The 24,552-nt window shown below is 71.3% G+C and carries 22 protein-coding genes; 6 read left to right on the plus strand and 16 right to left on the minus strand.

Translation table 11 applies throughout. The features are described 5' to 3' along the window. Positions 1-18 precede the first annotated feature (18 nt). The 4 genes from AB0I88_RS11260 to rimO form a co-directional block, all read right to left on the minus strand. Positions 19-393 carry a helix-turn-helix transcriptional regulator gene (locus AB0I88_RS11260; RefSeq protein ID WP_361021238.1) on the minus strand — a complete coding sequence of 125 codons (375 nt, stop codon included), beginning with the start codon at positions 391-393 and terminating at the stop codon, positions 19-21. A gap of 158 nt (positions 394-551) precedes the next feature. After that, positions 552-1,043, minus strand: a complete 492-nt coding sequence (locus AB0I88_RS11265; protein WP_361021240.1) for a CinA family protein — start codon at positions 1,041-1,043, stop codon at positions 552-554. Between the two features lie 12 nt (positions 1,044-1,055). Beyond that, positions 1,056-1,649, minus strand: coding sequence for a CDP-diacylglycerol--glycerol-3-phosphate 3-phosphatidyltransferase (gene pgsA, locus AB0I88_RS11270; protein ID WP_361021242.1), 594 nt, complete (start codon positions 1,647-1,649; stop codon positions 1,056-1,058). After that, entirely contained in the window at positions 1,646-3,103 is a 1,458-nt protein-coding gene (gene rimO, locus AB0I88_RS11275; protein ID WP_361021244.1) for a 30S ribosomal protein S12 methylthiotransferase RimO, read from the minus strand. The genes pgsA and rimO overlap by 4 nt, the downstream gene beginning before the upstream one ends. An 88-nt stretch (positions 3,104-3,191) precedes the next feature. On the opposite strand from rimO, the gene AB0I88_RS11280 reads away from it, so the two are divergent. Both AB0I88_RS11280 and AB0I88_RS11285 read left to right on the plus strand, forming a co-directional pair. Continuing rightward, positions 3,192-3,833 (plus strand): transcriptional regulator, encoded by a 642-nt coding sequence (locus AB0I88_RS11280; protein WP_361021246.1) that lies wholly within the window; start codon positions 3,192-3,194, stop codon positions 3,831-3,833. A gap of 31 nt (positions 3,834-3,864) precedes the next feature. Continuing rightward, positions 3,865-4,368 (plus strand): DUF3291 domain-containing protein, encoded by a 504-nt coding sequence (locus AB0I88_RS11285; protein WP_361021248.1) that lies wholly within the window; start codon positions 3,865-3,867, stop codon positions 4,366-4,368. On the opposite strand, the gene AB0I88_RS11290 is transcribed toward AB0I88_RS11285, so the two are convergent. Next, the gene (locus AB0I88_RS11290) at positions 4,316-6,820 is read right to left on the minus strand and encodes a DNA translocase FtsK (RefSeq protein WP_361021250.1); all 2,505 of its coding nucleotides are present in this window, start codon (positions 6,818-6,820) and stop codon (positions 4,316-4,318) included. The two genes, AB0I88_RS11285 and AB0I88_RS11290, sit on opposite strands and share 53 nt — an antisense overlap. A gap of 86 nt (positions 6,821-6,906) precedes the next feature. On the opposite strand from AB0I88_RS11290, the gene AB0I88_RS11295 reads away from it, so the two are divergent. Next, positions 6,907-7,326 (plus strand): YbjN domain-containing protein, encoded by a 420-nt coding sequence (locus AB0I88_RS11295; protein ID WP_361021252.1) that lies wholly within the window; start codon positions 6,907-6,909, stop codon positions 7,324-7,326. Positions 7,327-7,455: 129 nt separating this feature from the next. On the opposite strand, the gene AB0I88_RS11300 is transcribed toward AB0I88_RS11295, so the two are convergent. The 5 genes from AB0I88_RS11300 to AB0I88_RS11320 all read right to left on the minus strand — a co-directional run bounded on the left by AB0I88_RS11300 (position 7,456) and on the right by AB0I88_RS11320 (position 13,506). Next, complete coding sequence (locus AB0I88_RS11300; protein ID WP_361021254.1) at positions 7,456-9,018, minus strand: S1 family peptidase; 1,563 nt, start codon at positions 9,016-9,018, stop codon at positions 7,456-7,458. 88 nt (positions 9,019-9,106) lie between these two features. Beyond that, positions 9,107-10,795 carry a ribonuclease J gene (locus AB0I88_RS11305; RefSeq protein WP_361021256.1) on the minus strand — a complete coding sequence of 563 codons (1,689 nt, stop codon included), beginning with the start codon at positions 10,793-10,795 and terminating at the stop codon, positions 9,107-9,109. Positions 10,796-10,808: 13 nt separating this feature from the next. Further along, positions 10,809-11,702, minus strand: coding sequence for a 4-hydroxy-tetrahydrodipicolinate synthase (gene dapA, locus AB0I88_RS11310; RefSeq protein WP_361021258.1), 894 nt, complete (start codon positions 11,700-11,702; stop codon positions 10,809-10,811). Between the two features lie 26 nt (positions 11,703-11,728). After that, positions 11,729-12,271, minus strand: coding sequence for a DUF2752 domain-containing protein (locus tag AB0I88_RS11315; RefSeq protein ID WP_361021260.1), 543 nt, complete (start codon positions 12,269-12,271; stop codon positions 11,729-11,731). Positions 12,272-12,276: 5 nt separating this feature from the next. Then, entirely contained in the window at positions 12,277-13,506 is a 1,230-nt protein-coding gene (locus AB0I88_RS11320) for a crosslink repair DNA glycosylase YcaQ family protein (RefSeq protein ID WP_361021262.1), read from the minus strand. 42 nt (positions 13,507-13,548) lie between these two features. Between AB0I88_RS11320 and AB0I88_RS11325 the strand changes: the two genes are divergently transcribed. After that, positions 13,549-14,124, plus strand: a complete 576-nt coding sequence (locus AB0I88_RS11325) for a GNAT family N-acetyltransferase (protein ID WP_361021264.1) — start codon at positions 13,549-13,551, stop codon at positions 14,122-14,124. Between the two features lie 19 nt (positions 14,125-14,143). Here AB0I88_RS11325 and dapB read toward each other — a convergent pair whose 3' ends face one another. The 6 genes from dapB to AB0I88_RS11355 all read right to left on the minus strand — a co-directional run bounded on the left by dapB (position 14,144) and on the right by AB0I88_RS11355 (position 21,061). After that, positions 14,144-14,905 (minus strand): 4-hydroxy-tetrahydrodipicolinate reductase, encoded by a 762-nt coding sequence (dapB, locus tag AB0I88_RS11330; RefSeq protein ID WP_361021266.1) that lies wholly within the window; start codon positions 14,903-14,905, stop codon positions 14,144-14,146. 4 nt (positions 14,906-14,909) lie between these two features. Continuing rightward, entirely contained in the window at positions 14,910-15,788 is an 879-nt protein-coding gene (locus tag AB0I88_RS11335) for a phosphatase PAP2 family protein (RefSeq protein ID WP_361021296.1), read from the minus strand. 105 nt (positions 15,789-15,893) lie between these two features. Then, complete coding sequence (locus tag AB0I88_RS11340; protein ID WP_361021298.1) at positions 15,894-17,165, minus strand: pitrilysin family protein; 1,272 nt, start codon at positions 17,163-17,165, stop codon at positions 15,894-15,896. Positions 17,166-17,222: 57 nt separating this feature from the next. After that, a complete protein-coding gene (locus AB0I88_RS11345; RefSeq protein ID WP_361021268.1) occupies positions 17,223-19,547 on the minus strand; it encodes a polyribonucleotide nucleotidyltransferase in 2,325 nt (774 codons plus the stop codon). A gap of 196 nt (positions 19,548-19,743) precedes the next feature. Beyond that, positions 19,744-20,013 carry a 30S ribosomal protein S15 gene (rpsO, locus tag AB0I88_RS11350; protein ID WP_111651421.1) on the minus strand — a complete coding sequence of 90 codons (270 nt, stop codon included), beginning with the start codon at positions 20,011-20,013 and terminating at the stop codon, positions 19,744-19,746. A 115-nt stretch (positions 20,014-20,128) separates the two neighbouring features. Next, positions 20,129-21,061 (minus strand): bifunctional riboflavin kinase/FAD synthetase, encoded by a 933-nt coding sequence (locus AB0I88_RS11355; protein ID WP_361021270.1) that lies wholly within the window; start codon positions 21,059-21,061, stop codon positions 20,129-20,131. Between the two features lie 76 nt (positions 21,062-21,137). On the opposite strand from AB0I88_RS11355, the gene AB0I88_RS11360 reads away from it, so the two are divergent. Both AB0I88_RS11360 and AB0I88_RS11365 read left to right on the plus strand, forming a co-directional pair. After that, positions 21,138-23,843, plus strand: coding sequence for a response regulator (locus tag AB0I88_RS11360; protein ID WP_361021272.1), 2,706 nt, complete (start codon positions 21,138-21,140; stop codon positions 23,841-23,843). A gap of 10 nt (positions 23,844-23,853) precedes the next feature. Then, positions 23,854-24,243, plus strand: a complete 390-nt coding sequence (locus AB0I88_RS11365) for a response regulator (protein ID WP_361021274.1) — start codon at positions 23,854-23,856, stop codon at positions 24,241-24,243. The last annotated feature ends 309 nt before the right edge of the window (positions 24,244-24,552 follow it).

A 24,552-nucleotide genomic window follows, 5' to 3' on the forward strand; every position in this document is an offset into this window, starting at 1 on the left:
CTGATCGCGTCATCATGATCAAGCGGCGTAGACGATGTCCCGCTTCGGTTTGCGGGTCGCGTGCAGCGTCGTCTTCAGCGGAGAATCCTGGCGCACGGAGACGGAAACGTCCCCCTCGGCCGGCTGACCCTCGACCGGGACCAGCACACCCTCCATGTTCTCCGCCAGCGCCAGCGTGTTGCTGACCTCGCTGAGCAACTCGGAGAGCCGGGCGCCGAGCGCGTCACAGATGGCCGCGAGGAGCTCGCTGGAAGCCTCTTTCTGGCCACGCTCGATCTCGGACAGATATCCCAGGCTGACGTTCGCGGCGGTCGACACCTCGCGCAGCGTGCGGTGCTGCCCCTGCCGGCGCGCACGAAGAGCGTCGCCGATAACACGGCGTAGCAGGACCATGGCACCTCCTCCTGCGAGCTCGCCGCCGGCATACGCCGGAGGCTTCCCGCAACCGTACCTGGCCCGCGCCGCCCCGACATCCCGCCCCGCCGAATTACCGGGCCCCTCGGCCCGCGGCAGAACCGGACAACCGGCGTAGCATGGCCTGTATTCGCAGCTCAGGCCGGGGCCGGTGTGGCACGGAGAGAGTCGGTGAGCAATTGCAGGACGGCCGTCACACTTTCGGTGCGGATGGCGGCCCGGTTTCCGTCGAGTTTCAGCTCGCGAACCTCGGTCCCGGAGGGACCGGCGACGGCCACGAAGACCAGCCCGACCGGCTTGCCGTCCTGTGGCTCCGGGCCCGCCACGCCGGTGGTGGCCAGGCCCCAATCCGCGCCGCAGCGCTCCCGGGCGCCCTCGGCCAGCGCGGCGGCCACGTCACCGTCGACCGGCCCGCGCTCCTCCAGCAACCCTTCCGGTACGCCGGTCAGCCGCGCTTTGAGATCAGTGGCATACACCACCATGCCCCCGCGGTAGACGGCGCTCACCCCGGGGATCTCGACGATCGTCGCGGCCACCAGACCACCGGTGAGCGACTCCGCGGTCGCCATCGTCTGCCGTCGCTCCACCAGCGCGTGCACCGCGGCGGCGGCCGCCACCGAGATGTCCATCCGGTCCCTCCGTCACTGACTCCGCGTGCCTCGCCGCAGCCGCATCGCCTGGACCACGTAGTCGGCGCCGGTCACCACGGTGACCACCAGCGCGGCGCCCATCAGGGCCACGCCGACGAGATGGAACGGCTCCGGCACCGGCCACAGATACCACGCGATGGCCACGGTCTGCAGCCCGGTCTTCAGCTTGCCACCCCGGGAGGCGGGGATCACGCCGTATCGGATCACCCAGAACCGCAGGGCGGTCACGCCCCACTCGCGGATCAGGATGGCCCCGGTCACCCACCAGGGCAGCGTCCCGTACAGCGAGAGCAGGACCAGGGCGGTGCCGGTGAGCGCCTTGTCGGCGATCGGGTCGGCGATCTTGCCGAACGAGGTGACCAGCGACCAGCGACGGGCGATCCAGCCGTCCGCGAAGTCGGTCGCCGACGCGACGCAGAAGGCGAGACAGGCCGCGATCCGCCAGTCCGGCTGGGTCATCTCGGAGACGACGACCAGGAACAGGAAGACCGGCACGAGCACGATCCGGACGACGGTCAGCGCGTTGGCGGCGTTGTAGAGCGACACCACCCGCGCCGCCGGAACCGGAGCCGGCTCGTTGGTCACCGCGTCACCGGGGCGGCAGAGATCATCTCGACCGGGACGGCGATCAGGTCCACTCCCTCGGTGCCGGTGACCTTCGCCCGCACCAGGTCGCCGGCGCGCAGCATCGCCAGGTCGACCCCGGCGCCGCCGGCCACGAGGCTGGTCGAGCCGTCCACCTCGGGGGCCTGGTGCTCGGCGCGACCCTCGATCTCGTCACCGTCGATCGTGTCGATCAGCACCTCGACGGTGTTGCCGATCCGGTCCTCGGCGCGCTGGGCGCACAACTCCTCGGCGAGGGCGACGACCCGGTCGTACCGTCGCTTGATGGTCGCGTCGCTGACCTTGCGGTCGAGGCTGGCGGCCTCGGTGCCGTCCTCGTCGCTGTAGTCGAAGACGCCGATCGCGTCGAGGCGGGCCTCGGTCAGGAACCGGACCAGCTCGTCCACGTCCTGCCTGGTCTCACCGGGGAAGCCGACGATGAAGTTGCTCCGGGCGCCGGCCCAGGGCGCCAGCTTGCGGGCCGAGTCGAGCAGATCGAGGAAGCGGCCCGTGGAGCCGAACCGGCGCATCCTGCGCAGCACCGGCTCGCTGGAATGCTGGAACGACAGGTCGAAGTAGGCGGCCACCCCGGGCGTCGTGGCGATCGCCTCGACCAGGCCGGGACGGGTCTCGGCGGGCTGGAGGTAACTGGCCCGGACCCGGACGATGCCGTCGATCGCGGCCAGCTGTGGCAGCAGCTTCTCCAGCAGGCGCGGGTCGCCCAGATCCTTGCCGTACGACGTGCTGTTCTCACTGACCAGCACCAGCTCGCGGACGCCGGTCCCGGCCAGCCACTCCGCCTCGGCGAGCAGCTCCTGCGGGTCGCGGGAGACGAAGGCGCCGCGGAAGGCCGGGATCGCGCAGAACGCGCAGCGCCGGTCGCATCCGCTGGCCAGTTTCAGCGACGCCACCGGGCCGCTGTCGAGCCGGCGGCGCAGCACGGTCCGCAGATGGGCCGGGGTGTGCTCGTCGACGGTGGCGTGGCCGGGCACCACGACCTTGGCGGTGTGCCGCTGCACCGGGGTGATCGGGAGCAGCTCGCGACGGTCCCGTGGGGTGTGCGCCGCCAGGCTCTCGCCACGGAACACGCTGTCCAGCCGGTCCGAGATGTCGGTGTAGTCGTCGAAGCCGAGCACCGCGTCGGCCTCGGGAAGGTTGTCGGCGAGCTCTTTGCCGTACCGCTCGGCCATGCAGCCCGCGGCGACCACCTTCGCCCCGGTGTCGGACGCGGCGAGCAGGGTGTCGATCGAGTCCTGTTTCGCCTTCTCAACGAAACCGCAGGTGTTGACGACGACCACGTCGGCGCCCTCCGCGTCGGTGCCGACCTCCCAGCCACCGGCGTCGAGGCGGGCGGCCAGCTCTTCCGAGTCGACCTCGTTACGGGCGCAGCCCAGAGTCAGCAGCGCGACACGGCGGGTGGGAGGAGTTCCAGACACCCGCCAAGGTTACCGGGCAGCCCGCGGCGGTCGTTCCTCCGCTCGTCCAGCTTCTAGCACCAAGCGGAATTGACAATACGATTACCCCGTGACGACCTCGGAGAACTGGGACGATCTCGCCGCCGTGACGGCACTGAGCGACGGGGTGCGGCGTTCGGCGTACCGGGTGGTGGCCGACGGCGGGCCGGAGCCGGTCGGCCGCGACGAGGTGGCGGAGACGCTCGGCGTGGGCCGTACTCTGGCCGCCTTCCATCTGGACAAACTGGTCGACGCCGGGCTGCTCGAGGTCTCCTACGCCCGCCGGACGGGGCGCAGCGGTCCGGGCGCCGGCCGCCCCGCCAAGCTGTACCAGGTCGCGCGCTGGGAGCACTCGGTCAGCGTGCCGCCGCGGGCCTACCGCAGCGCCGCGGAGATGCTCGCCGAGGCGGTCGAGCGCGGCGGCGCCGATCAGGCCCTCTTCGACGTGGCCCGCGAGCAGGGCCGGGAGCGGCCGGCCGGCGACCCGGCCGCGGCGCTCGCCGAGCGGGGCTACTCCCCGGTCGCCGAGGACGGCCGCATCGAGCTCCGGAACTGTCCCTTTCACCGGCTCGCCGAGCAGTTCCCGCCGCTGATCTGCGGGATGAACCTGGCACTGATCGACGGCATGGTGGCCGGCTCGGAGTGGACCGCCCGGATGGACCCGGCGCCCGGCCGATGCTGCGTGACTCTGTCTAAAAACAATTTCGATTGACATTAGATGGCGACGCTGGTGAGGTGGATGCATGACCGACTTCCACCTGGCCCAGATGAATGTCGCCCGGCTCCGAGCCCCGCTGGACGATCCCTCCATCGCCGGGTTCGCGGCGGGCCTCGACCTGATGAACGCGCTGGCCGACCGCTCACCCGGCTTCGTCTGGCGGATGACGGAGGAGGATGTCGACGGCTTCCCGGCACCGGATCGCGGAGACCCCGCCGTGATCGCCACGATGTCGGTCTGGGAGTCGCTGGAGCATCTCCGGGCGTATGTGTATCAGTCCGCCCACCTCGACTACCTGCGGCAGCGGCGCGACTGGTTCGTGCCCGGCGGTTCGTCCCTGGTGCTGTGGTGGGTGGAGGCCGGCCACATCCCGGGCGTCCCGGAGGGCCTGGAGCGGCTCCGGCGGGTGACCACGGAGGGCCCGGGGCCGGAGGCGTTCACCTTCCGCAAGCCGTTCCCGGCCCCCGGGCCGGGTGCTACCCGTCCACGCGGAGAGCGGCCAGAGCCTCTTCCAGCTCGTCCGGCTTGATCAGCACGTCGCGCGCCTTCGAGCCCTCGGAGGGGCCGACGATGCCGCGGGTCTCCATGAGGTCCATGAGACGGCCCGCCTTGGCGAAACCGACACGCAGCTTGCGCTGGAGCATCGAGGTCGAGCCGAACTGACTGGTCACCACCAGCTCGATCGCCTGGATCAGCAGCTGGAGATCGTCGCCGATCTCCTCGTCGATGTCCTTCTTCTTGCTGGGCGGCGCGTCGGTGACGCCCTCTCGGAACTCCGGCTCGCGCTGGTCCTTGCAGAACTTGACGACCGCCGCGATCTCTTTCTCGTCGACCCAGGCGCCCTGGATGCGGACCGGCTTCGAGGCACCCATCGGGAGGAAGAGGCCGTCGCCCCGGCCGAGCAGCTTCTCGGCGCCCGGCTGGTCCAGGATGACCCGGCTGTCGGCGAGCGACGAGGTGGCGAAGGCCAGGCGGGACGGCACGTTCGCCTTGATCAGTCCGGTGACCACGTCGACCGAGGGGCGCTGGGTGGCCAGCACCAGGTGGATGCCGGCGGCACGGGCCAGCTGGGTGATCCGGACGACCGAGTCCTCCACGTCGCGCGGGGCGACCATCATCAGGTCGGCCAGCTCGTCGATGATCACCAGGAGGTAGGGGTAGGGCTTCATCTCCCGTTCGCTGCCCGGCGGCGCCTTGATCTCGCCGCTGCGGACCTTGCGGTTGAAGTCGTCGATGTGCCGGACCCCGTTGGCGGCGAGGTCGTCGTAGCGCATGTCCATCTCACGGACCACCCACTCGAGGGCGTCCGCGGCCTTCTTCGGGTTCGTGATGATCGGCGTGACGAGGTGAGGGATCCCCTCGTAGGCGGTCATCTCCACCCGCTTCGGGTCGACCAGCAGCAGCCGGACCTCGTCGGGGGTCGCCCGGGTCAACAGGGAGACCAGCAGGGAGTTCAGGCAGGAGCTCTTGCCCGCGCCGGTGGCGCCCGCGATCAGGATGTGCGGCATCTTCGCGAGGTTCGCCACCACGAACCCGCCCTCGATGTCCTTGCCGAGCGCGGCCAGCATCGGGTGGTGGTCGCCGGTGGCCGCCCGGGACCGCAGCACGTCGCCGAGCGACACGTTCTCCGGGTCGGTGTTCGGGATCTCCACGCCGACCGCGCTCTTGCCCGGGATCGGGCTGAGGATCCGCACGTCCGGCGATTTCACGGAGTAGGCGATGTTCCGGGAGAGCTGGGTGATCCGCTCCACCTTGGTGCCGGGACCGATCTCCACCTCGTACCGGGTGACCGTCGGGCCCCGGGTGAAGCCGGTGACCACGGCGTCGACGTTGAACTGGTCGAAGACCCCGGACAGCGCGGCCATGATCTCGTCGTTGGCACGGCTGCGGGCCTTCGGCGGGGCGCCGGCGGCGAGCAGGTTCGGCGGCGGCAGCCGGTAGTCGCCCTTGACCACCGAGATCTCCAGCTGCTCGGCCCGGGTGGGCGGCGGCGAGTGCTCGGGCGGCGGCTTCCTCCGGGTCTTCGGCAGCTTCGGCAGGGCCACCGTGTCGTGCAGGACGAGCTCCTCGTCGAAGTCGTCCGGCGGCTCCTGATCGAGCGGCGGGGGCTCGGCCATGGTGGCCTGCCGGCGGCGGGCCGGGCGGCGCGGCCGGGCGGGCGTCTCCCCCTCGTCCGGATCGTCGTCCAGGTCCAGCGGCGGGCGCGGGGCGCGGTTCCCGGATCGCCCGGAGACCAGGTCGAGCAGGAGGACGACCCGCTCCGGGACCTTGGCGATCGGCGTGGCGGTGATCACCAACAGGCCGAAGACGAAGAGCAGCAACAGCAGGGGTACGGCCACCCAGGCGGTGACGGCCCGCTCCAGCAGACCGCCGATGCCGAAGCCGAGCAGACCGCCGGCCTGGCCCACCTTCGGCTTGTCCACCTCGGGTCCGGAGATGTGCAGCAGTGCCGCGGTGGCCACGATGATCGCCGTCCAGCCGACCAGGGTCCGCCCGCGGTGTTCCGGGTCGGCGGGCTCCCGCATCAACCGGACCGCGCCGAAGAAGAGCAGCAGCGGCAGCAGCACGGCCAGGCTGCCCAGGAAGAGCCGCACCATGTCGGCCACCCAGACCCCGACCGGTCCGGCGCTGCCCGCCCAGACGGCGACCGCGATCAGGATGCCGGCGCCGAGCAGGACGAGTCCGGCGCCGTCCCGGCGGTGCTCGGGCGCGATGCTGCGGGCGGTGGCGGCCTGCCGGCCGGCACCGCGGGCCAGCCAGCCGACGCCGCCGGCCAGGCCCGTCCAGAGGGCGCCGACACCGCGGGCCAGACCGGGGCCGACGGCCGGCTGCTTCCGGACGGCGGGACGCCGTGTGGGAGTCTTACGCGCGGTCGTCTTGCCGGTGGCCTTACGCGCCGGCTGACGGGCACGGTTGACCGCCGCGCCCCGGGTTGAGGACGCGGCGCGGCTCCGGCCCGCCGGAGGAGTTCGGCCCGCCATGGATGTCACCGTAGCGGCGGCCGGGCAATCCTTCGAGAAGGCGCACCGTGACTGCTTTTCACTTTCCCGGCATTTACCATCGCAAGGTGCAACCTCTCAGCAACGACATGATCAAGGCAGCGCTGGACGGACGAGGCTTCTCCTACTTCGTCGATGCCGACGGCGACATCGCCGGCAACTTCCAGAACAACCTCATCTACTTCTTCCGGCTCGGCGCGCGGAAGGAGATCCTCCAGGTGCGCGCCATGATGCAGCACGTCTTCTCCGTCGACGACGTCCAGAAGCTGTACGAGTTCTGCAACACCTGGAACCGCGACCAGCTCTGGCCGAAGGCGTACGTGCAGGTCACCGACGACGGTCAGGCAATCGTGGTGGGCGAGGTGACGACCGACTGGGAGCACGGCGCCACCGTCGAACAGCTCGACCAGGTGCTGCTCTGCGGCATCGCGACCGGCTGCCGTCTCGGCGAGGCCCTGGGCGAACTGAAATCGGGAAAGGCGAAATGAGATCGGGGCCCCCACGCGCGGCGTGAGGACCCCGATCCGATGCCGGGTCACGGATTCCCGGCCGGTAGGCAACCGGACCCGGCGGCGGGACCGGGCGGCTTCCACGCCCCGCCCCGCCGAGCCGGTGGGCTACCGCACGTTGAACCCGAGGCTGTAGGCACCGGTGCCGGCGGACGCCACGACCACGTACCGGTAGGTGCCGGAGCGGCCGGTGAAGGTCAGCGTCTTGTCACCGTCGCCGGTGGACCGGGCCACCGTACGGAAGCCGCCACGGTTGTTGAGCCGCTGCAGGACCAGGTCGAAGTCCGCCCCGTCCGGCGCGTCGAGGCAGGCGGTGTGCGTGCCGGCCCGGGCCCGGTAGGCGCCACCGTTCGGCTGGGCCTGGGCCTGGCCGGTCCGGTTGATCGTGCCGGTCCGCTGCACCGGCAGAGCGCCGCACTCGGAGCCCTCCCCGGCGGGCGGGGCGGAGGTCGGCGCGGTCGCCGGCGGCGTGGTGGGCTCCTCGCCGCCGCCGGCGCCCTCGCTGGTGACCAGGGTCAGGTTCTGCGCCGCCAGGATCTCGTTGACCGGCTGGAAGAACGTCTCGCCGCCGACCGTGCAGTCGCCGGAGCCGCCCGAGGTGACACCCTGAGCCTGGTCGCCGGAGAGCCACGGGCCGCCGGAGTCGCCGCCCTCGGCGCAGACGTCGGTCCGGGTGAGGCCGGTGACGGCGCCCTCCGGGTAGCGGACGGTCTGGTTCTTGGCCAGGATCGTGCCGCAGAACGTGCCGGTGGTGGAGCCGGACCGGCAGACCGCCGCGCCGACCGGGGCCTCGGTGTTGCCGGCGACCGGCAGCTCGTTGCCCTGGAAGTCGTTGACCACCGGGCGCGGCGTCCACTGGCCGTTCACCGCGACGAAGCCCATGTCGGCCTCTCCCGGGAAGACCGAGAATTCCACGGTGCCCTGGGCCTGGTTGTTGAAGCCGGTGGTGGCGGTGCCCTCCTCGCCACAGTGGCCGGCCGTGACGAAGCCGGTCGTCACCGAGAAGCCGATCGAGCAGCGTGCCTGCCCGCCGCCGACGTTGATGAAGTACGGGTCGGCGCCACGCACGTCGAACAGCGGCTTCGGCCGGGCTTTGCTGATCTTCACGGTCACCGCGTCGGACGAGACGCCGGCCGACCTCGCCGCCGCGAGCGCGGACGACCTCTCACCCGGCCGCGCGACGACGACCACCTTGTTGGTGGCCACGTCGACGTACCAGCCGGTCAGGCCGTCGGTGTCGGCGGCGGCCGCGTCCAGCCTGGTCTTCACCGCGTCCAGCTCGGCCTCGCTCCGCTTGACCAGCACCGGGACGGCACCGGCGGCCTTCACCGCGGACGCCGCCTCGGAGTCGGTCACCGCGACCTTGAGCGTGGTGCCGTCGGACGCCAGCCAGGCGCCGCCGAAGTCCTCGCCGGTCTGGGCGGCCAGCGTCGCGGAGACGCCCCCGGCCCATTCCGAACGGGCCAACCGCGTGGCCGCCTGCTCGCCGTCGAGGCCGAGGTCGCGTTTCATGGCCGCGAGCAGCTCCGGGGAGAGACCCCCCGGAGTGTCCGTCGCGGCCGTCGACCGGCCGGCTCCGTCGGTGCCGGCCAGCGACGGCAGGGTGAACGCGACTGCCGCCGCGCCCGCCACCGCCACCACCGCTGCCACGGCGATCGGTCTGCGCTGCATCTGGAAGACTCCCTCCGCCACGGGTGCCGTGGGGGCGGCACCGGTGCCTGGGAGTACGCAGCCCGGCCGGGAATGGTTGAAAAATACCTCAGACTTCCACCACGGTCGGCACGATCATCGGCCGGCGGCGGTAGGCGTCGTTCACCCATCGGCCCACGGTCCGCCGCACCACCTGCTGCAACTGGTGGGTGTCGGTGATCCCGTCCTCGGCGGAGCGGTGCAGTGCCGCGGTGAGCAGCGGGACCACCGGGTTGAACGCCTCCGGATCCTCGGAGAAGCCCTTCGCCGAGATGACCGGCTCGCCGACCACCTTGCCGGTGACCGAGTCGATCACCACGGTGGCCGCGATGAACCCGCCGTCGCCCAGTATCCGGCGTTCGGTGAGCAGGGACTCGCTGACGTCGCCGACGGCGAGACCGTCCACGTAGACATACCGGCTGCGGACCCGGCCGACCACCCGGGCGTGGCCCTCGACCAGGTCGACCACGTCACCGTCCTCGCACAGCACCACCCGGTCGGGCGCCACACCGGTCTCGATGCCGAGCTGGGCGTGGGCACGCAGGTGACGCCACTCGCCGTGCACCGGCAGCAGGTTGCTGGGCCGGGTGACGTTGAGCAGGTAACGCAGCTCGCCGGCGGGCGCGTGCCCGGAGACGTGCACCTTCGCCGTCTCCTTGTGGACGACCGTGGCGCCGGCCCGGGAGAGCTGGTTGATCACCCGGTAGACCGAGGTCTCGTTGCCCGGCACCAGCGAGCTGGCCAGCACCACCGTGTCGCCGGAGGTGATGCTGATGTGCCGGTGGTCGCCGGTCGACATCCGGCCGAGGGCGCTCATCGGCTCGCCCTGCGACCCGGTGGACATGAAGACGATCTCGTCGGGCGGCAGGTGGGTGGCCTCGTCCAGGCCGACCAGCAGGCCGTCCGGGATACGCAGTAATCCCAGGTCACGGGCGATGCCCATGTTCCTGACCATGGACCGGCCGATCAGGGCGACCTTGCGGTCGTACTCCCAGGCGGCGTCCATCACCTGCTGCACCCGGTGCACGTGCGAGGCGAAGCTCGCCACGATGATCCGGCCGCGGGCCTTGCCGAAGATCGAGCTGAGCACCGGGCCGATGTCGCGTTCCGGGGTGACGAAGCCGGGCACCTCGGCGTTGGTCGAGTCCGACAGCAGCAGGTCGACACCCTCCGCGCCGAGCCGGGCGAACCCGGCCAGGTCGGTGATCCGCCCGTCCAGCGGCACCTGGTCCATCTTGAAGTCGCCGGTGTGCAGCACCAGGCCCGCGGGCGTACGCACGGCGACGGCCAGCGCGTCCGGGATGGAGTGGTTCACCGCGAAGAACTCGCACTCGAACGGCCCGAGCCGCTCCCGCTGCCCCTCGCGGACGGTCAGCGTGTACGGGTCCAGCCGCCGCTCCGCCAGTTTCGCCTCGACCAGGGCCAGGGTGAACTCCGACCCGACCAGCGGAATGTCCGGTTTGTGGGCCAGGAGGTACGGCACCGCGCCGATGTGGTCCTCGTGCCCGTGGGTGAGCACGATCGCCTGAATGTCGTCGAGCCGGTCCAGAATGGGCGCGAAGTCGGGCAGGATCAGGTCGACACCCGGTTGCTCCACATCGGGGAAGAGCACCCCGCAGTCGATGACGAGAATCTTCCCGTCGAACTCGAGGACCGTCATGTTGCGGCCGATGGCGCCGAGCCCGCCGAGCGGGATGACGCGCAGGGCGCCCTCCGGCAGCGGCGGCGGCGGACCCAGCTCCACGTGAGCTTGACTCATTCGCCTCTTCCTGTCAGAGCACGATGCCGGCCGCGGCGGCGTCCTGGCGCAGTTGGTTCAGTTCCTCACCGGTCGCGTCGACCAGTGGCGAGCGGACCGCCCCGGCGGGGCGGCCCAGCGCGTTCAGCCCGGCTTTGACCAGCATGACGCCCTGGGTCCGGAAGATCCCCGTGAACAGCGGCAGAGCCCTGCGGTGCAGGGCCAGCGCCGCGGCCGTGTCGCCCCGCTCCCAGGCCTCGATCATGTCCTTGGCCAGTGGCCCGGTGAAGTGTGTCGAGGTGCCGACCAGGCCGACCCCACCGATGGAGAGCAGCGGCAGGGTGGCGGCGTCGTCACCGGAGTAGTAGGCCAGATCGGTGCGGGCCAGCACCTGGGAGCTGGCGACCAGATCACCCTTGGCGTCCTTGACCGCGACGATCCGCTCGTGGTCGGCGATCCGGCACATGGTCTCGGTGGCGATCGCCGTGCCGGCCCGGTGAGGGATGTCATAGACCATGATCGGCAGGCCGGTCGCGTCGGCCACGGCCCGGAAGTGCCGCTCGACGCCCGCCTGCGGCGGCTTGCTGTAGTACGGCGTGACGACCAGCAGGCCGTGCGCCCCGGCCTTCTCCGCGGTGTGCGCCAGCTCGATGGTGTGGGCGGTGTTGTTGGTGCCCACGCCCGCCAGCACCCTCGCCCGGTCCCCGACGGCCTCGATCACGGCGCGGAGCAGCGACTCCTTCTCCGCGTCGGTGGTGGTGGGGGACTCACCGGTGGTGCCGCTGATGACGAGCGCGTCGTTGCGCTGCTCGTCGACGAGGTACACGGCGAGACGTGCCGCACCCTCGAGGTCCAGGGAACCGTCCGGGGCGAACGGGGTCACCATGGCGGTCAGCAGCCGTCCGAAGGGCCGCGGGTCGTGCGTCATACCTGACAACCTATCGGACGCCCCGCTCACACGTAGAAAGCGGTGAACGGCGCCCAGGGGAGGTTACGCAGGATGCTCCACACACCCCAGACCGCCATGAATGCGATCATGGCGGCCGGACTGACCGAGAACTCGGGCAGACTCCGGCGGAACAGGCGGCGCCCGGCCCACGCCACGTACAGATAGATCAGGAACGGCACCGCGAAGACGAACACCAGATGGTGCCGGGCGGCCGCCGGCAGGTCGCCGTGCAGCAGGAACCACGCCGCCCGGGTCCCGCCGCACCCGGGGCAGACGAAGCCGGTGAGGTATTTGAGCAGGCAGGACGGCGGATCACCGGCCTGCGCCGTGGTCGGGTCGGTGAGCAGCGTGTAACCGACCGCGCCACCGGTGCAGGCCAGGATCGCGAGCGGGGCCAGCCAGATCGGGGAACGCGCCGAGACACGGTTGACGAGGCGGGTCAGCCGGTCCGGCCGGGCATATCCGTACTCGAACCACTCGGGCGGCACCGGGGGACCCTGGGTCGGCTGATCGGCCAGCCAGGGGGGCGGCTGGGCGGCGGCACTCATGGCCGTCACGGTACACCCGCGGCGCTGTCCCGCAGCGCGCTCGCCAGCGGGCCGGTGAAGTCGCCCCGCTCCGGTGCCGTGACCGTGCCGAGGCCCAGCCAGCCGGCCAGCCTGCGCAGCTCGGCGGCGAGCGCCGGCGCGGTCTCCTCCGGGTCCGCCCCGGGCTCCCGCCAGGCGGCCGGGATCCGCAGCTCACCGGTCTTGCGGTCGGCTTTCAGGTCGAGCCGGGCCGCGAACCGCTCGCCCATCAGGAACGGGAGCACGTAATACCCGTACAGCCTCTGGGGTTTGGGCACGTAGATCTCGATCCGGTAGGCCATGCCGAACAGCCGCTCGGTCCGCGCCCGCTCCCAGATGAGCGGGTCGAACGGGCTCACCAGGGTGGCGGCGGTGACCCGGCGCGGCAGTCTCGCCTCGTGGTGCAGCCACGCCGTCTTCCACCCGGGGATCGTCACCGGGCGCAGCACCCCGGCCTCGGCCAGCTCGGCGATCGCCTGCCGGCACGGCTGCAGGGGAAGGCGGAAGTAGTCACGCAGCTCGGCCTCGGCGGCCACCCCCAGGGCCCGGGCGGAGAGCTCGACCAGGGCCCGGAACGCCTCCTCCGGCGCCGGGGTGGGCGCGGCCAGCACCTCGGCCGGCAGCACCCGCTCGGGCAGGTCGTAGCGGCGGGCGAAGGACGTGGTGCGGTCGGCGGCGGTCACCTGACCGGTGTAGAAGAGCCACTCGAGAGCCTGCTTGACGACCGACCAGTTCCACCCCCACTGGTTCTTGCCGCGGGGCGCGTCGTGCTCGATCTCGGCGGCCGTGACCGGCCCGCGGTCGCGCACCTCGTCGAGCACCCAGGCGACCAGATCGGGCTGCTCCACGGCGACGCGCCGCATGTTGCCCCAGGCGAACTCGTGCGCCCGCGCCATCCGCCAGCGGAACAGCGGCTGCAGGTCGGAGCGGATCAGCGACGCCTCGTGGCCCCAGAACTCGAACAGCTCGCGGGGACGGCGGTAGGCGGCCCGCTCCAGCAGCCCGGAAGGATACGGCCCGAGCCGGCTGTAGAGCGGCATGAAGTGGGCGCGCTGCAACACGTTCACCGAATCCATCTGGATCAGGTGCAGCCGGCGCAGCACTCGGCGCAGGTGGCGCAGATCGGTGGCGCCGCCGGGCCTGGGGTCGGTGAAGCCCTGGGCCGCCAGCGTGATCCGGCGGGCCTGGGAAACGGAGAGTGATTCGGACACGGCCATCGTGGAGAGAGACTAGACGCGGGGTATGACAGAGTTGCCGCCATGGCACTCGGCTTCGTCCGTCCCGCCCGTCCCGAGGACGCGGGAGAGATCGCGCGCATCCAGCTGTCCACCTGGCGTACCGCGTACCGGCGGATGTTCCCGGCACACGTGCTGGCCAGTCTGGACGAGGGCTATCTGGCCCGCGGATGGACCGAGGCGATCACCGCTTCCCCGTCCGCGCGGCACCGGGTGCTGATCGCCGTCGAGCAGGGGGAGAACACGGCGAACGTGGTCGGGTTCGCGGCCTCCGGCCCGGCCGACGAGCATGCCCTCGCGCCCGAGGAGCCGCCGCTGGCCGACGACGTCGCGGCCGTCACCGACCTGCTGATCGAGCCGCGCTGGGGCCGGCGCGGCCACGGCAGCCGGCTGCTCGCCGCCGCCGTCGACAACTGGCGTGACGACGGCTTCCACACCGCGGTGGCCTGGGTCTACGACGCCGACGAGGTGATGCGCAAGTTCCTCGGCTCGACCGGCTGGGAGCCGGACGGGGCGGGCCGCGCCCTCGACGTCGAGGACCTGCTCGTACCCCAGATCCGGCTGCACGTGTCGCTGACGGCCCAGGAGCCCGTCTCGTAAGGAGACATCCGCCCGGACCCTAGTCCGCCAGCAGCGGGTCCAGGCCGAGCGTCAGGCCCGGCCGGCCCAGGATGTTGCGGACGGCGAGCAGCACGCCCGGCATGAACGACGACCGGTCCAGCGAGTCGTGCCGGATGGTCAGCGTCTCGCCGGTGGTGCCGAAGAGCACCTCCTGATGGGCGACCAGGCCGGCGGCCCGGATCGAGTGGACCCGGATCCCGTCGACCTCGGCGCCACGGGCGCCCTCCAGCTCGTCCTTCGTGGCGTCCGGCATCGGGGCGCACCTCGCCTCGGCCCGGGCCTCGGCGATCACCTTGGCGGTGTGCATCGAGGTGCCGCTGGGCGCGTCGAGCTTGCGGGGGTGGTGCTGCTCGATGATCTCGACCGAGTCGAACCAGCGGGCCGCGCGGGCGGCGAACTGCATCATCAGGATCGCGCCGATCCCGAAGTTCGGCGCGATCAGGACGCCGACGCCGGGCTTGCCCGCCAGCCAGCCGCGCACCCGGTCGAGCCGCTCCTCGGTGAAGCCGGAGGTGCCCACCACCACGCTGATGCCCTGCTCGACGGCCCAACGCAGGTTGTCCATCACGACGTCGGGGTTGGTGAAGTCGACGAGAACCTGCGCGCCCGCGGACGAGGCCTGGAACAGCTCCTCACCCTGATCGATCATCGAGACCAGGGCGAGATCCTCGGCGGCGTCGACCGCTTTGCACACCTCGAGGCCCATGCGGCCCCGGGCGCCGAGAACACCGACACGAATGGTTTCAGGCAGGTCAGTCACACCGTCAACTTAACGTACGCCGGCGGTCGGCCCACCAGTGCTCGCCCAGGCCGACCACCAGGAACACCACCCCGACGTACGCCCATCCGACCAGCACGTCGATCACCCAGTGCTCGGCCGTGTAGACCAGCGTGAAGGTCATCGACAGCGGGTACGCGAACAGCAGCGGCCACCACCGTCTGCGGACCACCGGCAGGAAGAAGACGACGGACATGAAGGCGAAGGCGGTGTGCAGCGAGGGCATCGCGGCGACCGGGTTGGACGCCTCGATCTGCAACGCGTTCAACGTGTTGCCGGCGCCTTCCAGCCCGATCGCCTTCCAGCCGTTGGTGGAGATCCGGATCGCCTCGATCAGCGAGCCGTGCTCCGGCAGGGCGGCCCACCACGGCGGCGCCGCCGGATAGAGGAAGTAGGTGATCAGGCCCAGCACGCAGAGGGTGAACCAGCGGCGCATGAATCGGGCCCACTGCTCGCGGTTCTGCATCCACAGCACCACGGCGACGGTGGGCATGGTCAGGAAGTGCGAGAAGTAGATCAGGGAGACGACCACCTCCCACCACTGCACGACGCCCGGCTGGTAGAGGTGCTCCTGCAGCCACTCGGTCGGGGTGACCCCACCGAACATCCACTTGTCGAACGCGATGAGCTCGGTCACGTGCGGCTCGAAGAACCGGTCGGCGAAACCCCGGGACACGTTGTAGATCACCAGCAGCAGGCAGATCGGCAGCCAGTCGCGCAGGAACCGCAGATGGGTGCGCCACGGCTCGTGGTTGCGCCAGGCGATGGTGGCCAGCCACAGCCAGCCGAACGCGATGAGCGGGTCGCTGGTCGGCACTCCGACGAAATACACCCCGACGGCGAAGACCACCGCCCAGATCAGCATCCCCAGGGCCCGCCGCCTCCGAAGATCCGGTGGCGGCGGGGTGGCGGGGGTATCGGGCGGGGTCTCCAGCGTCGTCACGGTGACCAAGGGTAGAACGGCGGCTTGCTAGGCGGGTAATTCATCCTCGTCGAAGGGACCCACGACGGCCAGCGACATCGGCTGGGCGAGCAGGTCCGTGGCGACCGCGCCGACCTCGTCGAGGGTCACCGCGTCCACCCGGGTCAGCAACTCGTCGACACCCATCAGGTCGCCGTGCAGCAGCTCCGACTTGGCGAGCCGGCTCATCCGCGAGCCGGTGTCCTCCAGGCCCAGCACGTACGAGCCCTTCGCCATGCCCTTGCCACGGATCAGCTCCTCCGGCGTGATGCCGTCGGCGGCGACCCGGTCCAGCTCGGCCCGGATCAGGTCGAGCACCTCACGGGACTTGGCCGGGGCACAACCCGCGTAGACGCCGATCAGGCCGCTGTCGGCGTACTGGCCGGAGTACGAGTAGACCGAGTAGGCCAGGCCGCGCTTCTCCCGGATCTCCTGGAAGAGACGGCTGGACATGCCTCCGCCGAGCACGTTGTTGAGCACGCCGAGCGCGAACCGCCGCTCGTCGTGCCGGCCCACCCCGGGGCCGCCGAGCACGATGTGCGCCTGCTCGGTGTCGCGGTGCAGGACGACGTTACGGGCTGCGCGTACGCGTACCCTCTTGTCGCCCACGCGCGGCTGAGCCGGTGCGGCCGGCCCGGTGTCCAGCGGGGTGCCCGCCAGGGCCTTGCGAACCAGCCGGACCAGCGTGGCGTGGTCGAGGTTTCCGGCGGCGGCGACCACGATCTCCGGCGCCGTGTAGCGGCGCCGGTAGAAGCGGTTGATCTGGTCCCGGGTCATCGGGCTGATCGAGTCGGGGGTGCCGGAGATCAGCCGCCCGAGCGGATGGTCCCCGTAGATCGCCTCGGCGAAGACGTCGTGCACCTCGTCACCGGGCTCGTCCTCGTGCATGGCGATCTCCTCCAGGATCACGCCACGTTCGGTTTCCACGTCCGCCGGGTCGAGGATCGAGTCGGCCACCGCGTCGACCAGCACGTCCACCGCCAGCGGCAGATCGGCGTCGAGCACCCGCGCGTAGTAGCAGGTGTACTCCTTCGTGGTGAAGGCGTTGGTCTCGCCGCCGACCGCCTCGATCTGCGAGGAGATGTCCAGGGCGGTGCGTTTGTGGGTGCCCTTGAAGAGCAGGTGCTCCAGGAAGTGCGAGGCGCCGTGCAGGGCGGGCGTCTCGTCACGGGATCCGATCCCGACCCAGATGCCGAGCGCGGCGCTGCGGGTCGTCGGGATCGCCTCGGTGATGACGCGCAGTCCACTGGGCAGGAGGGTCTTCTTGACGCCGTCCTGCAGGGTGCGGGTAGAGACGCGGGCCGGCCTCTCGGCCGACCCGCCGGAAAGCTTCGTCACTTAGTCGCGACGCTCTCCACGCTCACCACCGGCCGGGCGCGACCGGCGACGCCGGGGCTCGCCGCCACCCTCGCGGGGAGCACGCTCCTCGCGCGGCGGACGGCCCTCGGCGGGCGCGGCCGCGGCGGCCGGGGCCTCCTCGCCCTCCGGGCGCACCTTGTCCAGGTAGATCTTGCCGCGCGCGTCGATGTCCGCGATGGACACCTCGACCTTGTCGCCGACGTTGAGGAAGTCCTCGACCTTGTCGACCCGCTTGCCGTCGCCCACCTTGGAGATGTGCAGCAGGCCGTCACGGCCGGGCAGCAGCGAGATGAACGCGCCGAACGCGGCCGTCTTCACCACGGTGCCGAGGAACTTGTCGCCCACCTTCGGCAGGGTCGGGTTCGCGATCGCGTTGATCCGCTCGACCGCGGCCTCGGCGGCCGGGCCGTTGGTCGCGCCGACGTAGATGGTGCCGTCGTCCTCGATGGAGATGTCGGCGCCGGTCTCGTCCTGGATCGCGTTGATGGTCTGGCCCTTGGGGCCGATCACCATACCGATCTTGTCGACCGGGATCTTCACGGTGGTGACCCGCGGGGCGTGCTCGCTCATCGCGGCCGGGCCCTCGATCGCGGCGGTCATCACGGCGAGGATCGTGGCGCGGGCCTCACGGGCCTGCTCCAGCGCGCCGGCCAGCACGTCCGACGGGATGCCGTCGAGCTTGGTGTCCAACTGCAGGGCGGTGACGAACTCAGCCGTGCCGGCGACCTTGAAGTCCATGTCACCGAACGCGTCCTCGGCGCCCAGGATGTCGGTCAGCGCGACGTACTGCGTCTTGCCGTCGACCTCGTCCGAGATCAGGCCCATGGCGATGCCGGCGACCGGGGCCTTCAGCGGCACACCGGCGCTGAGCAGGGCCAGCGTCGAGGCGCAGACCGAGCCCATCGAGGTGGAGCCGTTGGAGCCGAGGGCCTCGGACACCTGGCGGATCGCGTACGGGAACTCCTCGCGCGACGGCAGAACCGGCACGAGGGCCCGCTCGGCCAGGGCGCCGTGGCCGATCTCGCGGCGCTTCGGCGAGCCCACCCGGCCGGTCTCACCGGTCGAGTACGGCGGGAAGTTGTAGTTGTGCATGTAGCGCTTGGTCTTCTCCGGCGCCAGGGTGTCCAGCGCCTGCTCCATGCGCAGCATGTTCAGCGTGGTGACGCCGAGGATCTGGGTCTCGCCGCGCTCGAACAGCGCCGAGCCGTGCACCCGCGGCAGCACGCCGACCTGGGCGGTCAGCGGGCGGATGTCACGCGGGCCGCGGCCGTCGATGCGGACCTGCTCGCGCAGCACCCGCTGCCGGACCTCGGACTTGGTGATCGAGCGGAAGGCGGCCGAGACCTCCTTCTCGCGACCCTCGAACCGCTCGTCGAGCAGCTCGTGGGCCTTCGCCTTGACCAGGTCGAGGGCTTCCTCGCGCTCCTGCTTGCCGGCGATCTTCAGAGCCTCGGCGACCTCGCCGCGGACCGCGTCGGAGACGGCGGCCAGCACGTCATCCTGGTAGTCCAGGAAGACCGGGAACTCGGCGACCGGCTTGGCGGCGATCTCGGCCAGTTCGCTCTGCGCCCGGCACAGCTCACGGATCGCGGGCTTGGCGGCCTCCAGGCCACCGGCCACGATCTCCTCGGTCGGGGCGGTGGCGCCACCGGCGATCAGCTTGACCGCGTGCGGGGTGGCCTCGGCCTCGACCATCATGATCGCGACATCGCCGTCCGGCAGGGTACGGCCCGCGACCACCATGTCGAAGGTGGCGCGCTCCAGCTCCTCGATGGTCGGGAACGCGACCCACTGGCCGTCGACGTGCGCGACCCGGGTCGAGCCGACCGGGCCGCTGAACGGCAGGCCGGAGAGCTTGGTGGACATCGACGCGGCGTTCATCGCGACCACGTCGTACGGGTGGGCCGGGTCCAGCGCGAGGATGGTCTCGACGACCTGGACCTCGTTGCGCAGGCCCTTGGTGAAGGACGGGCGCAGCGGCCGGTCGATCAGGCGGCAGGTGAGGATGGCGTCCTCGGAGGGGCGGCCCTCCCGCCGGAAGAACGAGCCCGGGATGCGGCCCGCGGCGTACATCCGCTCCTCGACGTCGACGGTCAGCGGGAAGAAGTCGAAGTGGTCCTTCGGCTGCTTGCTGGCGGTGGTCGCGGAGAGGACTGTGGTGTCGCCCAGCTGGACGATCACGGAGCCGGCGGCCTGCTGTGCGAGGCGGCCGGTGGAGAACACGATCTCCCGGGTGCCGAACGAGCCGTTGTCGATGACGGCCGTACGGGTTTCGTTGCCGAGAGCGTTGTTCTGCTCTGTCATGAAGTGCGGTACTCCTTCGTCGAGGACCCGGCGGTCAACAGCGCGAGATTCAGTCGAGCCGGTCTTCGATCGAAGTGCCCAGGAGAGACGTGCCTGGGAACCACTACCGAGGACCGGTGCTGGACGGTGTGATCCGCGCGGGTCCGTGGGGTGGAAATCCTGGGGGAGCGACCCGTGAGACGCTCCCCCGGTCAAACTATCGGCGCAGGCCGAGACGCTCGATGAGCGTCCGGTAGCGGGCGATGTCCTTCTTCTGCACGTAGTTCAGCAGACGGCGGCGCTGACCGACCAGGAGCAGCAGGCCACGACGGCTGTGGTGGTCGTGCTTGTGCACCTTGAGGTGCTCGGTCAGGTCGGCGATCCGCTTGGTGAGCATGGCGACCTGAACCTCGGGCGAACCGGTGTCGCCCTCCTTGGTCGCGTACTCACCCATGATCTTGTTCTTGGTCTCTTGATCGAGCGCCATGTTCTCCAAAACTTCTGTGTTGCCGATTTCACGGTTACCCCGCGACCCGCGGCGTCGGGCAGGCAGGCGGGACCGGTGTCGGATATTCCAACGACGTTTCCACCCTACCAGGGGGTCAACTCAGCAGCCTCCGGGTCTCTTCGACATCGGCCTGGATCTGCGCGATCAACGGCTCGATCCCGTCGTATCTGCGCTGCTCACGGAGGTGTGCCACGAAATCGAGGCTCACCCGCTCGCCGTACAGATCACCTTCGAAGTCCAGAACGTACGCCTCCACCCGGCGCTCCCGGCCGGAGAATGTGGGATTGGTGCCGATCGAAACGCTGGCCGGCCGCCGAACGCCGAACTCGCCGCCGCGCGTCAGCCAGGCGGCGTAGATTCCGTCGGCGGGCACTGCGGCGTACCGGTGCGCCATCAGGTTGGCCGTCGGGAAGCCCAGCTCGCGCCCCCGCTGATCGCCGCGGACCACCACGCCGGCCAGACGGTGCGGCCGGCCGAGCGCGGCCGCCGCGGCCCGCACGTCCCCGGCGTCGACACAACTGCGGATGTACGTCGAGGAGAACACCAGCCCGTCCTCGGACACCAGCGGCGCGTCCTCCACGGTGAACCCGAACGTGCGCCCCAGCGACTCGAGCAGCCCCACGTCGCCGGCGGCCCTGTGCCCGAACCGGAAGTTGTCGCCGACCACCACGACCGCGGTGTGCAGGGACTCGACCAGCACGTCGTGAACGAACTCGTTCGGCGTCAGGTGGGAGAACGCCGGGGTGAACGGCACCACGCAGAGCGCGTCGACGCCGAGCGCCTCGATCAGCTCGACCTTGCGGACCGGCTCGGTGAGCACGGCCGGATGCGAGCCGGGCCGCACCACCTCGGCCGGGTGCGGGTCGAAGGTCATCACCACCGACTGGAGCCCGGCGTCGCGGGCCCGTTTCACCGCGTGCCCGATGATCGCCTGGTGGCCACGGTGCACGCCGTCGAAGACCCCGATCGTCACGACCGAGCGGCCCCACCCGGAGGGAACCGCCTCCAACCCCCGCCATCGCTGCATGGCCCTAGCGTATCGATCGTTCAGGAGACCGGTGTGGCCCCTCCGGTCCGGCAGGATAGGTACGATAAATCGTGAAATGAGACTCGAGTGGACCCGGGCCGTCCTGCTCGCCGCGGAGATCACCTTCGCGGTGCTCTTCCTGCGCGCGCTGCTCGCCTGGGCCCGCCGGCGCGACCCGCTGCAACGAGACGTCGCCCTGGTCTTCGCCCCCTTCCTGGTGGCGCTCTGCGTCGACCTGCTGCGACTGGCCCACGGCACCCTGCCGAACTGGGTGAACATCGCCAACGCGGCGGCACTGCTGGCCCAGCCGTACCTCACGCTGCGCCTGGCCGGGCGGCTGCGGTCGGTGCCCCGCGTCCTGACCACCGTGGTGCTGCTCACCTATTTCCTGGTCCTCGCCCTCCTCGCGGTCCTGCCCCGGCCGCTGCCGCTCTGGGCCCGGCTCGCCGCGGCGCTCTATTTCCTCGGGGTCGAGCTGATCGCCGCGGGGCTGCTCTACGGCGAGGCGCGTGGCCGTACCGGCGCGAACCGGGCCCGCCTGATGAACGCGGCCGGCGCCACCGTGGTCTTCGGCCTGGTGATCCTGCTGCGGTTCGGGCCCAGTGACTCGCCGCAGCGGGCGCTCAGCGTGGTCGTCGCCCTCGGCAGCGCGCTCGGCTACCTGGTCGCCTTCCAGCCGCCCCGCCGGTTGCGGCGGCACTTCTCGGCGCTCGCCGCCCAGTCGGTCACCGAACGGCTGCTGCGGGCGCCGGCCGACTCGCCGGAACGGGTCTGGCAGACGTACGCCGAGATCATGCGGGTGGAGACCGGCGCCGACGCGGTGGCCGTCCTGCTGCCCGGCGCGGACCGGACCTACCACCGGATCGCCTACGCCGGACCGGACCTGCCCGACGCCGGACCGCCGATCGACGGCCCGCTGCCCCGCCCCGGCATCCCGGTGCGGATCCGCGAACACGGGCCCGGCCTGGTCGCCCACTTCGGCGCCGGGCTGGCCGACGACTTCGTCCGGGTGCTGCCGATGCGGGCGCCGCCGGACGTCGAGGGCGCGATCCTGCTGTTCAACCGGCACCGGAACCTGTTCAGCGAGGACGACCTGGGCCTGCTCGCCGACCTGGGCGGGCACGCCGGGGTACTGGCCGAACGTCAGGCGATCACCGCCGAGCTGAGCGCCTCGGTGGCCGCGCTCACCCGGGCCGGCCAGGCGAAGAGCGACTTCCTGGCGAACATGAGCCACGAGCTGCGCACCCCGCTCAACGCGATCATCGGGTTCAGCGATCTGATGCGGCTGGAGGAACCCGTCGGCGACCGCCGCCTGGTGCCCGCCGACTGGGTGGACCACGTCCACGGCAGCGGCCGCCACCTGCTCGGCCTGATCAACGACATCCTGGACCTGAGCAAGGTGGAGGCCGGCCGGCTGGAGCTGCGGCCCACCCCGGTACGGGTGAACACCGCGATCGAGGACCTGCTCACCTCGCTGACCCCGCTCTTCGCCGGCAAACGCCTCACCGTGCGTACCGAACTGTCGCCGGTCACCGCGCTCGCCGACCGGCTGCGGTTCCGCCAGATCGTCGAGAACCTGCTGTCCAACGCGGTCAAGTTCACCCCCGAGGACGGCACGGTCACGGTCACCGCGCGAGCCGACGGCGACCGGGTGCGGGTCACCGTGGCCGACACCGGGGTAGGCATCGCCACCGACGACCTGGAACGGGTCTTCGAAGAGTTCCAGCAGGTCGGCGACCCGAGTCACCGGCACTCCGGCACCGGTCTGGGACTGGCGCTGACCCGCCGGCTGGTGACCGCCCACCACGGTGAGATCACGCTCACCTCCGAGCCGGGCCATGGCAGCGAGTTCACCGTGATGCTGCCGGCCGCACCGGTGGCTGCCTCGTCCGGCGCCGCCGGCCCCGGGCCGTACGTGCTGCTCATCGAGGACGACCCGCAGTCCGCCGAGCTGATGCGCACCCAGCTCGGCAACGCCGGGTACCGGGTCGAGGTGGCCGGCACCGGCGAGAGCGGCCTGGCGCTGGCCCGCGAACACCGCCCCGACGCCGTGGTGCTGGACGTCACCCTGCCCGGCATCGACGGCTGGGAGGTGATCCGCCGGTTGAAGTCGGACGACCGGCTCAGCTCCATCCCGGTGTTCTTCGCCAGCATCCTGGACGAGGCGCCCGCCGGACTGGCCCTCGGCGCCCACGACTACTTCGTCAAACCGGTCGACCAGACGGCCCTGCTCAGCGCCCTGGCGAATGTCATCGCGGCCCGCCCGGCGCCGCGCGTGCTGGTGGTCGACCACGACGACACGGTCCTGCACGCCATCGAGGAGGGCCTGCGCGCCGGCGGCGCCGACGTGGTGGCCTGCGCCGACGGGCGCGACGGGCTGGCCCGCAGCCGCCGGGAGAGCTTCGACCTGATCGTCTGCGACATGCAGTCGCCCGAGGAGGACGGTTTCAGCCTGCTCGCCGCCATCGAACAGGACCCGTCCGGACGGCACACCCCGGTTCTCGGTCTCAGCGCCGCCGCACTCGCCTCCGGCAACGCCACGCCCCTGATCGCCACCGCGATGGCCGGCAGCGCCGTCGCCGAGGCGATGACCGGCAGCGCCGTCGCCGAGGCGATGACCGGCAACGGCTGGGAGGGCCTGCCCCCGCTGCTGCACACCCACCCGGCCGGGCGCGCGCCGTCGCCGTTACCGCCCGCCCCACCCCGGACCAGCCGGTTCACGGCCGGCCCGGTCGCCGTCGAACTCCGCAACGCCGTACCGCCACCCGACTCCCAACCGTGAGGACCCACCCGTGAGCGCACCCCACCGCATCCTCCTGGTCGAGGACGAGGAACTGAACCGCATGCTCGTCAAAGCGGTCCTCGCCCGTGCCGGCATACCCGCCGTCCGCGACGCCGAACTGGTCGACGCCGAAACCCTGGCCGCCGCCCGCGATCGCCTGGCCGGCGGCGATTTCGACCTGATCCTGCTGGATCTCAACCTGCCCGACGGCAACGGCCTCACCCTGGCGCGCGAACTCGCCGCCCACGACCAGCCCAAACCCCACGTGGTCGCGGTCACCGCGAGCGTCCTCCCCCAGGACCAGAAGGCCGCACTCGAAGCCGGCTGCGACGACTTCCTCGACAAGCCCTACGCCGCCGCCGACCTGGTCGCCACCGTCGCCCGCCACCTCCCCACGTAGCCCCACCCCCCTCACCCGGCACCGGCGCTCACCCGGCACCCCGGGTCTCACTCCCGGCCCAGTCACCGGTCACCCCCGCAAGCCGGCACCAGGCACGTGCTTCCCGACAACCCGTCTCCGGTACGCGGCGGACCGTCCCCAAAGGCACCACCACCGTCCCGCCCGCTCCCCGCGAGCCCCTGCCCACTCCCGCCCGCGCCGCGACCGCCGGGCTGAGCCTGATCGGGCGGCTGGCGCCGCACGATCCGGCCCGGGCGGCTGGCGCCGCACGGGCCACTGGGTCCGGCTTTCTCGCGACGCGGCTGCCGG

It is taken from the genome of Actinoplanes sp. NPDC049802 (assembly GCF_040656595.1).
Lineage (GTDB): Bacteria > Actinomycetota > Actinomycetes > Mycobacteriales > Micromonosporaceae > Actinoplanes.

Excerpts from the sequence above, each read along its gene's own strand:
- AB0I88_RS11260 (WP_361021238.1), bottom strand. The coding sequence starts at position 393 with ATGGTCCTGCTACGCCGTGTTATCGGCGACGCTCTTCGTGCGCGCCGG.
- AB0I88_RS11265 (WP_361021240.1), bottom strand. The coding sequence starts at position 1,043 with ATGGACATCTCGGTGGCGGCCGCCGCCGCGGTGCACGCGCTGGTGGAG.
- AB0I88_RS11285 (WP_361021248.1), top strand. The coding sequence starts at position 3,865 with ATGACCGACTTCCACCTGGCCCAGATGAATGTCGCCCGGCTCCGAGCC.
- AB0I88_RS11290 (WP_361021250.1), bottom strand. The coding sequence starts at position 6,820 with ATGGCGGGCCGAACTCCTCCGGCGGGCCGGAGCCGCGCCGCGTCCTCA.
- AB0I88_RS11300 (WP_361021254.1), bottom strand. The coding sequence starts at position 9,018 with ATGCAGCGCAGACCGATCGCCGTGGCAGCGGTGGTGGCGGTGGCGGGC.
- AB0I88_RS11305 (WP_361021256.1), bottom strand. The coding sequence starts at position 10,795 with ATGAGTCAAGCTCACGTGGAGCTGGGTCCGCCGCCGCCGCTGCCGGAG.
- dapA (WP_361021258.1), bottom strand. The coding sequence starts at position 11,702 with ATGACGCACGACCCGCGGCCCTTCGGACGGCTGCTGACCGCCATGGTG.
- AB0I88_RS11315 (WP_361021260.1), bottom strand. The coding sequence starts at position 12,271 with ATGAGTGCCGCCGCCCAGCCGCCCCCCTGGCTGGCCGATCAGCCGACC.
- AB0I88_RS11320 (WP_361021262.1), bottom strand. The coding sequence starts at position 13,506 with ATGGCCGTGTCCGAATCACTCTCCGTTTCCCAGGCCCGCCGGATCACG.
- AB0I88_RS11325 (WP_361021264.1), top strand. The coding sequence starts at position 13,549 with ATGGCACTCGGCTTCGTCCGTCCCGCCCGTCCCGAGGACGCGGGAGAG.
- AB0I88_RS11335 (WP_361021296.1), bottom strand. The coding sequence starts at position 15,788 with ATGCTGATCTGGGCGGTGGTCTTCGCCGTCGGGGTGTATTTCGTCGGA.
- AB0I88_RS11345 (WP_361021268.1), bottom strand. The coding sequence starts at position 19,547 with ATGACAGAGCAGAACAACGCTCTCGGCAACGAAACCCGTACGGCCGTC.
- rpsO (WP_111651421.1), bottom strand. The coding sequence starts at position 20,013 with ATGGCGCTCGATCAAGAGACCAAGAACAAGATCATGGGTGAGTACGCG.
- AB0I88_RS11355 (WP_361021270.1), bottom strand. The coding sequence starts at position 21,061 with ATGCAGCGATGGCGGGGGTTGGAGGCGGTTCCCTCCGGGTGGGGCCGC.
- AB0I88_RS11360 (WP_361021272.1), top strand. The coding sequence starts at position 21,138 with ATGAGACTCGAGTGGACCCGGGCCGTCCTGCTCGCCGCGGAGATCACC.